This is a genomic window from Oceanispirochaeta sp. M1 (assembly GCF_003346715.1).
Lineage (GTDB): Bacteria > Spirochaetota > Spirochaetia > DSM-2461 > DSM-2461 > Oceanispirochaeta.
In genome coordinates, this window is record NZ_QQPQ01000004.1 from 43145 (window position 1) to 58519 (window position 15375).

The following is a 15375-nucleotide window of genomic DNA, read 5'->3' on the forward strand; positions in this document are numbered from 1 at the left end:
TTTTTTTGACTGATTGATCAATTTAAACTTTACAGTTTATGATTTCGAGACTATTATTTTTGTTATGAATATACTGATTGCAGATAAATTATCCGAATCCGCCAAAAAGGATCTATCAACGCTTGGAGCCATTATACGCTTTGAGCCCGATCTGACTGCGGAAAATCTTCCTGAAGCTGTTCAGGATGCTGAAGTTCTTATTGTCCGCTCAACTAAGGTGACAAAAGAGACTATCGACCGAGCTTCAAATCTCTCCCTGATTATCAGAGCGGGTGCCGGTGTGAATACAATTGATCTTGAAGAAGCCTCAACAAGAGGAATACATGTATCCAACTGCCCGGGGAAAAACTCCGATGCAGTAGCCGAACTTGCCATGGGTCTTATTATTGCCGCCGACCGCAGGATTGCCGACGGAACCATGGACCTCAGAAATGGTGTATGGAATAAAAAACTCTACGGTAATGCATCCGGTCTCAAAGACAGAACACTTTCTGTAATAGGTATGGGTTCTATCGGGCGGGGCACTGCAGACAGAGCCAAGGCCTTTGGAATGAATGTAGCGGCATGGTCCCGCAGTCTGACTCCGGAAAAGGCAGAAGCCTGGGGTGTAGAGTACTGTGCGACTCCAAAAGAAGCCGCCTCCAAAGCAGATGCTCTTTCAATCCACCTGGCCGCCGGAAAGGCTACAACCCATTTCATAAATGCAGAAATACTGAATGCCATGAAAGACGGAGCCATCCTGGTCAATACATCCCGGGGTGAAGTAGTTGATACAGCAGCCCTCAAGAGTGTTATTAAAGAGAAAGGAATCAAGGCTGCACTGGATGTTTATGAAAATGAACCCGGTGCATCGGCCAAAGAATTCAATGATACTGAACTGGCTGCCGTAATAACAGGAACTCATCATATTGGAGCCTCCACAGACCAGGCTTCAGAAGCTATTGCATCTGAGGTTGTCAATATTGTCAAAGCCTACATAGAGAGTGGTAAACCTCTTCACCAGGTAAACCATCAGGAAAAGAGCCTGGCTCATTATAATCTGATTGTCCGCCATATCAATAAGGTTGGTGTACTGGCCGGTGTTCTGGATGAATTGAAAGCTGCCAGCATAAATATCGAAGAGATGGAAAACTCCATATTCTCCGGAGGACGCGCCGCAGTGTGTACTCTAAAACTCGACGACAGTCCCGCTGAATCTGTTCTGGAGAAAATCAGATCCAACGAGAATATTATTCAGATAGCTCTAAAATAAATTTCTTTCAAATAGAAACATGATTTTTCAGAGCTGAAAAAATCAAGCCACCCCTGGGGCGCAGAACTGCATAAAGCATTCTGCGTCCCTTTTTTTTTGTAACAGATTCAATGAGTTCAGTGGTTACACCTTATATACAAACAATGTGAGGTTTTTATGAAAAAATACAGCCTGTTTTTTATGATACTTCTGGTGGTCGGTTTTAATCTGAGTGCCTTTGGACATAGTGAATACAGTGATCACTCCCGGCGTGAAAAACTGGGTAATTTTGAATCCGTCTCCATAGATGTTCCTGCACAGACAGAACTGGTAAAGGGTAATTCAAGGAGTGTTGATATTCAGATGTCTGAAAAGACAGCCAGGAATATTGAGGTCTATACAGAACGGGGAACTCTTGTTATTAAATCAAAAGGCGGTTCCTGGATACAGAGAGCGGATCAGATTAAAATTAAAATAACTATGCCTTACTGGGAGTCCTTGAGAATAACATCCTCAGGAAATTTCAATTCTGATGATATGTGGAAGCTCGATCATGTACTGATCAGAAACAGCGGCAGCTGTGATATAGCACTGAACAGCATTCATGCCAAAAGGTTTGAATGCAGAGCCAGTGGTTCCGGTGATATTAATATTGATGACCTTTATATAGATAAAACTAATATAGTCACAACAGGTTCGGGAAACTTACGGATAGGGACTGTCAAGACTGATTCTCTTACAGTTGAACTTACAGGTTCCGGAGATTTCAGCGCAGAAATGACTACAGATCAGTTTACTGCCAGAACCACAGGATCGGGTAAGATAATCGCAGCCGGCAGATGTGACAGAGTTGATCTCCAGACAACAGGTTCCGGAGGAATCCATGCAGAAGATTTATCTGCTGATGAAGCTTACATCAGAACCACCGGCAGCGGGGATATAACATTAAAAGACGGTGCTCATCTGAAAGAGATAAGAATGACCGGCAGCGGCACATTTCGAAGTATCTAAAGATAGCTCCCCACTGATATGAACCCCTTTTGTTGGACAAAAATCCAACAGAAGGGGTTTTTTATGAAATTCAGAACTTGTATCGAAGTCCTGTCATAAAGTACATACCGTTTATATTATCCCTCGAGATATCCCAGACATCCGAGCGGTCCCAGGCAAATGTTGCATCTTCATCCCCTGCCAGAAATGTTGCATACCCCACAAGGAAAAGCCCCTGATAAATATTCCATCCTGCCCCGGCGGTAATCATGGCGGAAGCATCAAGGGGAGAGATCACAGACTGTACTGAATAGTAGGTTCCGCTTCCTGTGGTCCAGGAGATTTCCGGGTAGAGATAGATTCCATAGATTGTATCTCTCATATCCTGGTCCTCCCAGTTCTGATAGGGAAAACAGAGAGTTTCAAGTCTTAGATTAAGAGTATTATTCCGGTTGATCTCCTGCATATGGAAAAAACCCAGAGAGAGTATCCAGCTCTCCTCCCAGTCACCGCCAGCCATTCCTTCAGACTTCTGCTGCTCGGTTGGTATGGCCAGAGAACTGGAAAGATACCAGTCAGGGCCGATATTCCCCTGCAGACTGATATAGGGTCTATGGCCCACAGCATCGCCGTTGACCTTTGTCTGACCCTTATAGAGATAGCCACCCTCAAACTTAATTCCTCCGGCAAGGAAATATCCCCTTCCACCGATAGAAGTCTTGTCCAGTCCGGCCATGGTGATACCATCATCTCCGACTTCAATAGCCGGAGGCAGTACGACTCCCTCGATAAAAGCAAAATTGCCCAGAGGAACATTGATCGAGGTCAGCCAGGCGGTATCAGAACGGAGCTCGGTTTCAGTCAGGTCCAGTACGGGATTCAGGCTGCCGAAGACCACATCACCTGCATTGAACACAGTTCCCTGCCCCCAGGCCAGACGGGTCTTTCCCAGGGTCATCCTGAATCCCGGAAAACGGGTTCGAACATAGGCCCGCTTTACAAACAGAGCCGGAACATCACTCATAGCCGTACCATAGAGGTCCATTGGGTAGAACTCTATTTCCGTGTGGCCCTGCACATTGTTGTTTTTGGATGAACGGAAAGAGAGGGCCGCCTTACCGCTGGGGGTAAAATGCCATTCATCCTCACCCCGGTAAATGGCATTGTAAAATTCCAGATTTGATAGAACCTGTGCTTCAGCTGCCAGTCCTGTGAGGGGAAGCAGAAGAAGAAACAGACTGATCAGTTTTTTCATAAATAGAATCCTTCTTAACAGAGATTGATTACCAGGCCAGCTGGTCCAGGGAGAAGAAATTTGATCCCAGATCGGGATTAGTCTCAATCTCATCAACAATCATCTCTGTGCTGGAGTTTTTCTTTAGCTTGTCTTCCAGTACCATCTTGGTAATGGTGACCTTACCCTCCAGTTCCTTCACTTCCAGAACCCGCATCTCCTTGAGAAGTTTTCCTGATTTGGAGAAATAATGGACCTGCTCGGCCACATAAGAGTCTTTCACAACCCAGAGGGTCTGTTTGGGATAGGGAACCTTTCGGCTTTTTGCTGTCATCTCAATTACAAAACAGTCCTGCCCGTCTACGACCTCACTGCCCACCAGTTCAACCTCATATTTGCTTAGGGTGTCGTTTCCTTCGGTCATGTCCTCATAAGAGATATCTGATCCCATCATGGACTGACGCAGGGCAGCTCCCTGAAGGCGGATAATCTCCTCCGCATCGGGATAGTAGAGAAAGAGTTCATTCGAAGTTCTCAGGATTTTCTGACCCAGCTCTGCGGCGGATGTGAACTCAATAATAAAATTATCGTTACCCTCGGACCAGCTGATATAATCGACTTTCTTTGTGCCGAAGCGGTCGTTGGTAATCATGGAACCTGTTGCCTTCATAGTATCAAAGGTCTGCAGCTCATCCATGGTTCTGATAATGTCTTCCGCACTCTGTGCAGACAGTGCTGCCGCTGTAAAAATGAGCAGTACTGCAAAAAATGCTGTTGTTTTCTTCATATAGTTCTCCTTAGGAAACAGGGTTTTCACCCGGGTTAAATGGCCCTCAGGGCTTCCACCGGTTCAATCCGGCTGGCTTTACGGGATGGGAATATGGACACGACCGAAGCCATAATCACAGAATAGAAAAATACAAGTACAGTTGATTTCAAACTGAGCTCCGGATGAAGTACAGATGAAATTTCCATATCCACACCATCCATGGCTGATCCGAAGTTTATTCCTGTCACCGAAAGTATCTGCGTGATTACAACCCCCAGTATGACTCCCAGAACAGAGCCGATGATTGCTATGTACATTGACTCAAGGAAAAACAGACGTACCAGATCCTTGCCATACATTCCCATTGCACTCAGAGTACCTATTTCTCTCATCCTTTCAAAAATCACCATAATGGTGGTATTCAGAATAACCGTTGAAGCCAGGAAGAAGAAGAATAGAGCAAAGAGATTATATATAGCCGAGGCCATCTCGATAAATGAGTAGCTGGTGCTGATATCCTGCCAGTTTATAATTTCCAGATCTGCCGCTGCACTGAGATTCTTTTGAAGAGCCGAAGCCACAGCTGCAGTATCTGTATCTTCATCACACTTAACCAGCATTTCAAGAACCTGACCGGGCATCTTGAGAAAATGCTGAACCCTGTCCAGAGGAGCATAAAAAGTCATTTCAGACATTCCGCTTAAAGGAAATACAACCAGCCCTGTTATCTGGAAGGTGATTGCATTGGTACCCCTGCTGGCTGTAGATGATAAAAGGGTTATCTTGTCACCGATACCAACCCCTGCTTTCTCGGCCAGCTTGTAACCTATGAGGGCTTCATTTTTTCCACTCTCGGGCAGACGGCCCTTCTGCAGAATATCCGGCCCCAGGTCCTGGTACTCAGCTTCAGTTGAAAAATCCAGCCCGACTCCCATGGCGTTGTAGTTCTCCTCACCCTTGTAGATACGGGCGGGAAAGCTTATCCGCGGGCTGACCACACTCACACCGGCCTCTGACAACAGTTCATCTCTCAGCTGATCTACATCGGTAATTGTCAGATGCATAGGATTCAGTCTCTCATATTTACTGAAGTCCTTGTGTCTTATCCTGACGGCACCTGTAGAGTATGTCTGCAGATTATAGGTAAGATCTGCCTTCATCCCTCCCAAAAAAGAGAAAAGAAGAACAATACTCATGGCCGCCACCATTATTGCTGTTGCAGAAAGAATACTTCTTCTGCGGTTTCTATATATGTTTCTATATGCTATTGATCTAAGTTTCATAATAATTCCTTTAACTGCCGGAGTGAAAAATATAACTCCAGGGTCTTTCAGGCAGATATCTAAGGGCCAAAAGGACCTAGTTATATCTTAGACAAACCGGGATATCCAGTTTGAGGGCCCTTCTTGTGGGAACCCAGGCCACTACAACAGCCATGACCGTTCCTATAAAGAAGGCTGTAATAAAGGTTGCCGGATCCCATGTCCCATAGGCAATGGCCGAAATACGGTATCCCATATCACCGGATTCCATCATTTCCGAGTAATCAATCCCCTTGGTGACCAGGTACAGGTTGACAAGTGCTCCGAGTATAACACCGCCGAGAGAACCGAAAAAGCCGATCACCGCTGCTTCCATCATAAACAGGCTGCGGATGGATTTATTTTTCATACCCATGGCACGCATCATTCCCAACTCACGGATTCTTTCAAATACAGACATCAGAATGGTATTTGAGATACCCACAGCAGCAATTAGAAATACCAGGAACAGAATGGAAGAGCTGCCCGAACGCTTGGCTTCGGCAAGTTCCACATAGTCGGCTCCAAGGATTCTCCAGTCAAGGAGATCCAGACCATTTTCCTCAGCAAGAGGAGCAAGATCTGCCAGCATTTCCGTTTCTCGTTCACCCCTTGGCAGGGAGATATATACGGCAGTAGCATACTCATCCATATCCAGAGCATAACGTACTGTGTCCAGAGGTACATACATTCCATAGCGGTTAACAATCGGGTTATCACTTTCCAGAATACCAACGATCTCAAGATCCAGTGTCTGAAAATAACCATCCATGGTTCTTGTTACTATGGTCAGAGGGTAACCAACCTCGGCTCCCAGATCCTTGGCAAGCCACTGTCCCATAAGAACACCGTCTTCCCCGGCTTCCAGGTAACGTCCCCGGGCTACATTGTCTTTAAGTTTGAAGACATCCGAGTCATGGTCCACGTCGATTCCTGTCAGCTTTACCTGAAGATTTCCATCTTCGGGATAAGGATCTTTATATATAATCATGTCTCCAGAAAAATCGATTCTGGATACTGCATCAATATTTCTGGATCTCAGTTCGGATACCAGGGCTTCAGAGTTTTCAACCGGACGATCCAGGGGAAGCATCTCTTTGTCTTCCCAGTACTCGGGATTAAAGAATCCTGCAGAACCTGTCTCGTACCAGATAAGGTTTCTCTGTGAATCTTCATCAAGACCTTTGAGTAATGAGTCCATTAAAATGAAACACATAATACCGAAGGCTATGGCTGAAGCAGTAATTATGGTTCTTCTTCCGTAGCGGAAGAGATTCTTTACTGCCATTTTAGGTAGAAAGTTCATTTTTTTCTCCTTATAGCTCCGCTGTTATTTAGACTCAGAGGCTGAACGCCTCTCATCCGAAGTGAACTCACCGTCATGGATATAAACCAGTCTATCGGCATACTCCATAACCATCTTGTCATGGGTAGAAAAAACAAAGGTGGTTCCATGCTTCTCATTCATCTCTTTCATCAGCTTGAGGATATCCTCTCCTGTATGAGAATCCAGATTGGCTGTAGGTTCATCCGCAAGGACAATCAGAGGGTGTTTGATCAGAGCCCGGGCCACGGCCACACGCTGCTGCTGACCACCGGAAAGCTTCGCAGGTCTTCTACTCTCCATCCCTTCCAGGCCTACTTCTTTCAAAATAGCCATGGTCCGCTCTTTAATCTCCTTGTCCTTCAGTCCCAGAAGCTGCAGAGAAAATGCAACATTTTCATAAGCCGTAAGAACGGGGATCAGGTTATAGCTCTGAAAGATAAATCCCAGTTTGTCTCTTCGGAATGTTGTTTTTTCTTCTTTTTTCAAGGAAGTGACATCCTGACCTTCAATATGGATCTCACCTTCATCAACAGTGTCTATGCATCCAATCAGATTAAGAAGTGTTGTCTTACCCGATCCTGAGGGACCGGCAATGGAGATAAATTCACCCTTATTTATGAGAAGATCTACGCCTCTAAGTGCTTTAACTTCTGTGTCACCAGCTTTATAAGTTTTCTTTACACCAGTAATATTTATCATTTTTCTGCACCTCCTGTGCTGTCATCGTCGGCAGAGCCTTCGGAATTTATTTGATTCATATGAGTTTTCTGAAAGGCTGCCATACCCATGGTTCCTCCCAGGTTCATACTGTCCAATGCGGAAGACGGCAGTATCATCATTGATCCTTTATGCCGGATTCCCTCATACACCATATTCATGGCTCTGAGCTGCAGAGCCTCAGGATTACCTTCATAGCTCTTTGAAGCCTCCCGAAACTGTTTGGCCACTTCTACTTCTGCTTCTCCGAGAATAATACGGGACTGTTTTTCCCTCTCGGCCTGAGCCTTCTTGCTCATGGCATCTTCCAATTCCTTAGGGATTATCACATCTGTAAACTCAATGGACATGATGGAGACACCCCAGGGGTTCGTCTTGGTATCCAATACCTTCTGGATCTCTTTTCCCAGCTCTTCTCTTCCTGACAGAAGAGTTGAAAGATCATGCTTACCGATGGCATCACGCAGGGCCGTCTGGGCCGAAAGGCTGATTGCTTCTTCGAAATTCTCCACTTCAAGAATTGCCTGCTTGGCATCCCAAACCATCCAGAAACACAGGGCATCCACATGTACCGGTACTGTATCCTTTGTAATTGTCTTTTCAGCACTGAAATCGGTGACCCTGATTCTTGTATCCACATATGCGGCAACACGATCAATCAGGGGGAGCAGTGTAAACAGCCCGGGTCCGTGTACAGAGCGGAAGCGCCCCATTCGGAGTACCACGACCTTGTCCCACTGATAAATGAGTTCCATTGAAGCCGAAAACAAGATCCCCAGGGATGCAGCGATGGCCAGTGGATAATACGCAGTGCTCATCTCAAGAGCCAGATAGAGCCAGGCTCCGATAATAATGAGAACATTCATAATCCAGAGGGGAATAATGGTCAGTATTATTCCAGCCCATAGCATTCCCGCAGAGTAATAAACGATCTTTTCCAGATCGAATACATCTCCCCAGAGATACTGTGCGGTGGTACCCAGTGCAAGAAAAACACCAAGGATCATAAAAGAAAAAGCATTATAGCTGTAATCTTTCTTCAGCAATGCTTTACGCTGATTCTTAACCCCATCCAATTTTTTCTGAAATACATCAATCATTTTCTCTCCTCTCCCACAGAGGGGATCTTATCTCTTTCAGTCATATTCTGAAGGGCCTGCATGATATCCTGGATTTTAAAGCCGTAGGACCCTGCCTTGATAATCACCGGTCTGACAATCTGTTCCAGGATCTTCTCCCTCTCCAGATCATCAAGTTTTATTTTCAGCCCGCTGATAAAGGTTCCGGTACCCTGCTGGGTAGTGACAATGCCCCGGATCTCCATCTCGTTATAGGCCTTTCCCACGGTATTGGGATTGATTCTTAATTCCACCGCCAGCCCGCGTACTGTGGGAAGCTGCTCGCCTTTCTCAAGCCTGCCGTCGGCGATAGCCAGCTCCACCTGCAGAATAATCTGTTTGTAATAGGGCACACCGCTTTTAGGATCAAGTGTAAAATCGAGCTTATTTATTTCCGCTTCTTTTACAGCCATTACATCATTGCTCCATTGTACTATTGTTATAGTACAATATAAAAATAGGTCTTAGAGATTGATTTGTAAAGGGTTATTTTGCTGTTTTTTAAGAAATTTTGGTATTTTCATGAAAAGAAGATGGATTTTAAGCTATTTATTCCGGAAGAGGAGTTTAGATTTCTTCTAACAGTACAGGTACATCTTTGATTTTGTACTTTGATAAATTGGACCAGATCTTTTTCTCTGGACAAATCAACCATCATTGACTTAATATCTTGTATACATGTTTAGTTAAAATACAGGAAGATATTATATTGAAGCAGAAAAGCAGCTATTTCAGAAAACTAGTGGTTTCATTGATTCTCACAGCCCTTTTACCCATTTTTATTGGTATCATTCTTTTTTACAATTATTCTGCCCATAACCTCTCAGCTAAGATAAGCGCAGGAAATCAGGCTGTTCTGGATCAAACTGCTGATTCATTGACAGTAGCTCTTGAGAGTGTACTGGAAGTATCAAAACTTTTACTTCTTGATACTTCCTTTAAGACTTATTCTCTTCTGGATGACAAAGAGTTCTTCGATTCATACAGGGGAAGCCCGGGGGAATTATCAGATAATCTTCGTTTTAATTATTCAAGATACCTTGAATTGCGCAGCAATATCAGTTCAAAACTGGACTTGATTCCCATCCTCAATGAGTTTATCAAGTCTGTTTATTTTTATGATGAATCCACTGCAATTCTGTTCAAATCAGGAGCTATCCCTGAGAGGATTTATGAGAAATCCAAAGTAGAGTGGTTCCGTGCCAGGCTGTATCCGATTAAAAACATAAATGAATCAAAAATTCTTCTAACCGATCCTTATGATAAAGATGAAGAGATTGTAATTGTCTATCGAAACATTCTTAAAAATCTTACCTTCTTTGTAAGTATCGATACGAAACTTCTTTTTAAAACAATTCACAGAGAAAGCAGTCTATACGCAGATTCACTGCGTTTTGTTCTGAGCCGGGAACATGTTCCTATACTCTATGAATCAAAGACTGAACTTGAAGTATATTCATTTATAAAAGTCATCAGAGAAGTCCTGGATTTCAGCAATGATTCCTCGGTCTTTAAGTTAAACGGAAACCGATACTTTGGGAATAAAACAAAGATTCCTATAGTCGGATGGAGTCTGTACAGTTTTGTTGATGCACATACTTATGCGACTGATTTCATGATGCTGAGAATTATGATTGTCAGTATAGCGACCACATTGCTGATACTTATATTCTTATCAGCATATATCTACCTGAAACTATTCTATAGTCCTTTTGAAGGACTGATCAGATCTATTCAGAGCGATTTGAAAATCACAAGGAATTCCGAAGACAGTGATTTTACATATATAAAAAATTACATAGACCTTGTAACAGCCGAAAATAATTATCTTGAGAGTAGACTGACAGAGGCTCTGCCTTCATTGAAGAAGGACTTTCTCCAGGATCTTCTAAAAACAAATGAATACAGCCTTGATGAAATAAATGAGCGTTTTGAACTTCTTGATATAAATCTTACACTTGAGAATATTCAGGTGCTTATAATACTGATTGATGATAACAGTTTTATAAACCTTGACTTTAAACAACAGATTTTATTCAGGATATCCATTAAAGAAATATTGGAAGAAAAACTCCGCTGCGCCAAAACAGGTGAATTGCTGGAGATGGAATCTCATAAATATATCTATCTTATAAATGTTGAAAAGCAGATAGAATCAAGTATACAGGAGATGGCCAATACTGCTATCGATTCAATCCGGGAAACACTCAACTGTGAGTCTAATATTACTATAGGATCTATAGGACGCAGTATTTACGATCTGGCAACCTCCTATAAAGAAGCTGATGAACTGCTTAAGTATCTGATGATTTTTGGCAAAGGAAGCAGCATAACAAGGGAAGATATTGAATTTGAAAGAGATCATTTTAATGATGGAGAGAAGACTCTTAATAAAAAAGTATCAGCAATTATCAAGCATATCAACAAAATTGAAATCAGAAAATCCATACATGAAATTGAGAGCTTTCTTGAAATCCTTTTTAACCCCGAACACAGCTATTCAGACCAGATCATTCAACAGAAGAAAATTGAACTGTTAAATAAAGTTTTAATTGCCGCGGGGAATCTTAATCTGAAAAACGATGAGATCCTGATTAACAGTCAAAACCTGTATCTTGAACTTCATAGTAAAATAACGGCGGCTGATATCTCTGAATTCTATCACTGTCTTCTTTATCAGATCAGTGAAAATACTGAGATTGAAGCTGTATCAGAAACCAATGAGTATATTAATGCCATTTACAGTATCCTTGAGAAAGATTATGGGGAATCCATGAATCTGAACCAGCTCTCGGAAAGAGTAAAATTAAACCCATCCTATATAAGCCGTCTTTTTAAAGAATCGACGGGAATCTCTTTTACCAACTACCTTACAAATTTACGGATAAATAAGGCTAAAAATTTTCTGATTGAGACAGATAAACCTGTTCAGGAGATCTGCAAAGACGTTGGATATTGGAATACGAACTACTTCATAAAAGTATTCAAGAAAAGTGAAGGATCTACTCCGGGAGAGTATAGAAAACAGATTATTCTTGAAAAAAATAAATACTGAAAAGTGAAACAATTTTTACAAAATGAAACATTTTTGTGTTGATTCGAAACTTTCATCTACAAGTCATTATTTCATCATATCCTGATTCATTTTTCAGGGGTTAAGCTGAAAATACAAAAATTCAGGAGGAATTGAAATGTTAAAGAAACTTCTTATTGCAATGCTTATTTGTTTCTGCTCAATAACAACGTTATTTGCAGCCGGACAAAAGGAAGCAGAAAGCAAAGACGATGCAGTCAAACTGGTTGTATATGGAAATGGCGGTTTTATGAGAGCAAGACTCAGATCCATATCCACAACAGATGAGATGAAGAGTGCCATGCATGACTGGATACTGGAAAATACGGGATACAGTGTTGAAGTACTCGCCCCGGGTACGTCCTCGGATCAGGATACTCAAAAGATTAATCTACTCCTGGCATCAGGAAGCCAGCTCGATGGATTTTGGGGAGATTGGCCCGATTACTATTCTCAGGGAGCCATACAGCCCCTGACCGAACATTTTAAAACAGTAGGACCCAATATCCTGCCGGCATGGCCCAAGTCTTCAGTTGATGCCCTGACACATGACGGTGAGATATGGGGTATCCCGAGAGTAACACCTATGATGTCCTCCCCCACTTTCTTCAGAACAGACTGGCTGGAAGAACTGGGAATGGATATTCCCGAAACTATAGATGATATGACAGCCTACTTTGAAGCAGTCAAAAAAGCTAAACCGGCAGGTGACAGAACAGTCCCCCTGCTTCTGAATACAAAAGGGATTCATGGTGCAGTTCCCATGTATGACGGCCTTCTGGGTGCATTCACTGAGTATGGTTACTCAAACTGGATGGATAAAGACGGCATGCTCAAACCCTATATTCTGCAGCCCGGTGTAAAAGATTTTGTAGTACAGCTGAACCAGTGGTTTGAAGAAGGATATATCTATCCTGAGTTTGCCTCACTTGATCAGAATAAAATCAGAGATCTAATTTCATCTGCTGTTGTAGGAGCCACAATTAGTACCTCTACAGATACAACAGCCACAGACGCAGAGCAGAGAAAAATCAATCCTGACTGTAACTTCGCTCTTAACCCCGCAGGAATCAAGGGGCCCATGGGTCTTGCTGAAACCGCAACACCCTCAGGTTACCAGGCACAGCTTGTGCCTGCCAGTTCAAAACACCCTGAAGGTATTGTCGCCATACAGGACTTCCTGTATCAGGACCCTGCAAATTTCCTGATGTCCCTTTATGGACCCGGAAACTGGGAATGGGATGAAAGTAAGGGCGGCAAAGACGCTGTTGCTTTCACTGGTGAGTACAAAGACTATGCCGGTGACTTCGGATGGTCTGTATCACTGGCAGCCTGGGTCGGTATCGGTCTGATTAACGATCGGGAAGATCAGAATTACAAACAGCACCACTACTTCGGTATCAGCGGGCTGGGAAGAACTCCTCCTGACGTAACAAATACTGACAGAGGAAAGCTGCCTCAGGACGCTTATGTATTGTATGACCAGAATGTTCTGGAAGAGGAAGTACCCGGTCTGGCAGACCTTCAGAGAATGATGGATGAAGAAGTATTCAAGTTCATCATCGGATCCAGATCTGCTTCTGAATGGGACAGCTTTATCAACGAACTCTATTCCGCCGGAATGGATGACTGGATCAAGGCCCATACTAAAATGTATCTGGAACAGAGAGGTTAATTTTATACAGATGCGGCTCAACAGAGCCGCTTCTGAATCAACTAAATTCGGAGATCAGCAGTCCCTTCTAAAGGGGCTGCACATATAAAATGAATAAGATAAATAGTAATTCAACTATAAAAAAAATCATAAATTACAGGCTGCTTTATGCCCTGATACTGCCGGGGCTACTGTATGTTCTGATCTTTAGATACATCCCTCTTCTAGGAACTGTAGTGGCCTTCAAAAAAGTCCCGACATTTGCCACCATCGAACAGATTATTGCGGCTGACTGGGTAGGTTTATACCAGTTTAAAAAATTCGTTAACTCCCACTATTTCTGGAATATCCTGGGAAATACATTCAAACTCGCCGGACTCAGAATGATATTTGAGTTTGGAGCTCCGGTTATTCTCGCTCTTCTTATGAACGAAATCAGGAACAGTTATTTCAAAAAATTCGTACAGACCGTCTCATATATGCCCTATTTCATATCAACAGTTGTTCTGGCAGGTCTTGTGTTCAATGTTCTCTCACTTCAGGGCGGAATCATCCCTGAATTGATCAGAAGATTTGGAGGTGAAGCTGCATACTATCTGGGAGATACAAGAAGTTTCAGAGGTGTTCTTCTCGCAGCCATTGTCTGGAAAAATATAGGCTGGGGGACAATCATCTATCTGGCAGCTCTGTCAGGAATAGATCCTCAACTTTATGAAGCATCCCGTATAGATGGAGCAGGACGCTGGACTCAAACCATCCATATTTCTCTGCCGTCAATCTCCTTTGCGGTGGTCATAATGTTTCTCCTTAGAATATCCGTGGTTCTGAATCAGGGTTTTGAAGAGACCCTGCTGCTGTATTCACCTGCTGTTTACGAAGTATCTGATATCATTGATACATACGTCTACAGAGTCGGCCTGCTGCAGAATCAGGCCTCTTTCGCTTCTGCAGTTGGTCTATTTAAATCACTGCTGGCCCTGGCTCTGGTACTGCTGTCCAATACAGTTGCAAAAAAATTCTCAAATCACAGTCTCTACGGCTGAGGAAGGTTATACTATGAGCGATATTTTATTAAGCCGGGGAGAAAAGGCCTTCGGTATATTCAACACTCTGCTGATGTTTCTACTGATACTGATTTTTCTTGTCCCCTTTTTGTCGGTAGTGATGTCTTCATTTGTTTCCACTCAGGAATATCTTACCCGTACCGGGATGATCCTGATTCCCGATAATTTTGATTTTTCTTCGTACAAGATGATTCTGAAAAATAAGATGGTCTACAATGCATACGGCATTACGTTCTTCAGAACCATAGTCGGAACATTTCTACAGATTTCCGTCACTACAGCGATGGCCTACGGATTATCAAAGGACGACTTACCTGGCAGAAAATTCATACAGATACTGCTTGTGATGTGCCTGGTCTTTCCTGTACAGATCATCCCGCAGTTTCTACTGATTAAAAATCTGGGGATGATTAATTCATTATGGTCCCTAATCTTTCCATGGATGATGAATATTCAATATATCTTCCTGATGGTTGCATTCTTCAAACAGATTCCCGCCAGTCTTGAAGAGGCAGCCATTATTGACGGTTGCAGCCATGTATCCATATTTTTCAGAATCATTCTTCCCCTTTGCCTTCCCTCGGTAGCAACCATTTCTCTGTTCTATGCCGTATGGCACTGGAATTCCTGGTTTGACGCACAGATGTTTATCAATGATCTGAAATTATATCCCATGCAGAATCTGCTTAAACGGATACTGGAAGTTCCTCAACTGGGAGACATAGGAGGCAGTCTGGATGATGAACCACTACCTTCTGAATCCATAAAAGGGGCTGTTATTGTAATAACCTCTCTGCCGATTCTCTGTATCTACCCTTTTATTCAAAAGTACTTTGTAAAAGGATTTATGATGGGTTCCGTAAAAGGATAAGTATCCCCCCTCCTCACTGGAGGGGT

The 15375-nt window shown here is 43.1% G+C and carries 13 protein-coding genes; 6 read left to right on the forward strand and 7 right to left on the reverse strand.

Features of this window, described 5'->3' with window-relative positions; translation table 11 throughout:
- Positions 1–64: 64 nt before the first annotated feature.
- Positions 65–1252: an NAD(P)-dependent oxidoreductase gene (locus DV872_RS03455; RefSeq protein ID WP_114628599.1), complete on the forward strand. Its 1188-nt coding sequence runs from the start codon at positions 65–67 to the stop codon at positions 1250–1252.
- A gap of 156 nt (positions 1253–1408) precedes the next feature.
- On the forward strand, positions 1409–2242 hold the full coding sequence (locus DV872_RS03460; protein ID WP_114628457.1) for a GIN domain-containing protein: 834 nt from the start codon (positions 1409–1411) through the stop codon (positions 2240–2242).
- A gap of 70 nt (positions 2243–2312) precedes the next feature.
- Here the strand turns inward: DV872_RS03460 and DV872_RS03465 are convergent, their stop codons facing one another.
- The 7 genes from DV872_RS03465 to DV872_RS03495 all read right to left on the reverse strand — a co-directional run bounded on the left by DV872_RS03465 (position 2313) and on the right by DV872_RS03495 (position 9100).
- Entirely contained in the window at positions 2313–3476 is a 1164-nt protein-coding gene (locus DV872_RS03465; RefSeq protein ID WP_114628458.1) for a hypothetical protein, read from the reverse strand.
- Between the two features lie 28 nt (positions 3477–3504).
- The gene (locus DV872_RS03470) at positions 3505–4242 is read right to left on the reverse strand and encodes an outer membrane lipoprotein-sorting protein (RefSeq protein WP_114628459.1); all 738 of its coding nucleotides are present in this window, start codon (positions 4240–4242) and stop codon (positions 3505–3507) included.
- Positions 4243–4277: 35 nt separating this feature from the next.
- Entirely contained in the window at positions 4278–5507 is a 1230-nt protein-coding gene (locus tag DV872_RS03475) for an ABC transporter permease (protein WP_216664354.1), read from the reverse strand.
- Positions 5508–5583: 76 nt separating this feature from the next.
- Positions 5584–6831, reverse strand: coding sequence for an FtsX-like permease family protein (locus tag DV872_RS03480; protein WP_114628461.1), 1248 nt, complete (start codon positions 6829–6831; stop codon positions 5584–5586).
- A 24-nt stretch (positions 6832–6855) separates the two neighbouring features.
- Positions 6856–7551 (reverse strand): ABC transporter ATP-binding protein, encoded by a 696-nt coding sequence (locus DV872_RS03485; protein ID WP_114628462.1) that lies wholly within the window; start codon positions 7549–7551, stop codon positions 6856–6858.
- Positions 7548–8669 (reverse strand): slipin family protein, encoded by a 1122-nt coding sequence (locus DV872_RS03490; protein WP_216664355.1) that lies wholly within the window; start codon positions 8667–8669, stop codon positions 7548–7550. The genes DV872_RS03485 and DV872_RS03490 overlap by 4 nt, the downstream gene beginning before the upstream one ends.
- Positions 8666–9100, reverse strand: a complete 435-nt coding sequence (locus DV872_RS03495) for a GntR family transcriptional regulator (RefSeq protein ID WP_114628463.1) — start codon at positions 9098–9100, stop codon at positions 8666–8668. The genes DV872_RS03490 and DV872_RS03495 overlap by 4 nt, the downstream gene beginning before the upstream one ends.
- 296 nt (positions 9101–9396) lie before the next feature.
- Here DV872_RS03495 and DV872_RS03500 point away from each other — a divergent pair, with 296 nt between their 5' ends.
- The 4 genes from DV872_RS03500 (at position 9397) to DV872_RS03515 (ending at position 15349) form a co-directional block, all read left to right on the forward strand.
- Positions 9397–11742 carry an AraC family transcriptional regulator gene (locus DV872_RS03500; RefSeq protein WP_114628464.1) on the forward strand — a complete coding sequence of 782 codons (2346 nt, stop codon included), beginning with the start codon at positions 9397–9399 and terminating at the stop codon, positions 11740–11742.
- 136 nt (positions 11743–11878) lie between these two features.
- Positions 11879–13435, forward strand: coding sequence for an extracellular solute-binding protein (locus tag DV872_RS03505; protein ID WP_114628465.1), 1557 nt, complete (start codon positions 11879–11881; stop codon positions 13433–13435).
- Positions 13436–13524: 89 nt separating this feature from the next.
- The gene (locus DV872_RS03510; RefSeq protein WP_114628466.1) at positions 13525–14457 is read left to right on the forward strand and encodes a sugar ABC transporter permease; all 933 of its coding nucleotides are present in this window, start codon (positions 13525–13527) and stop codon (positions 14455–14457) included.
- 13 nt (positions 14458–14470) lie between these two features.
- Positions 14471–15349, forward strand: a complete 879-nt coding sequence (locus tag DV872_RS03515; RefSeq protein WP_114628467.1) for a carbohydrate ABC transporter permease — start codon at positions 14471–14473, stop codon at positions 15347–15349.
- Positions 15350–15375 lie beyond the last annotated feature (26 nt).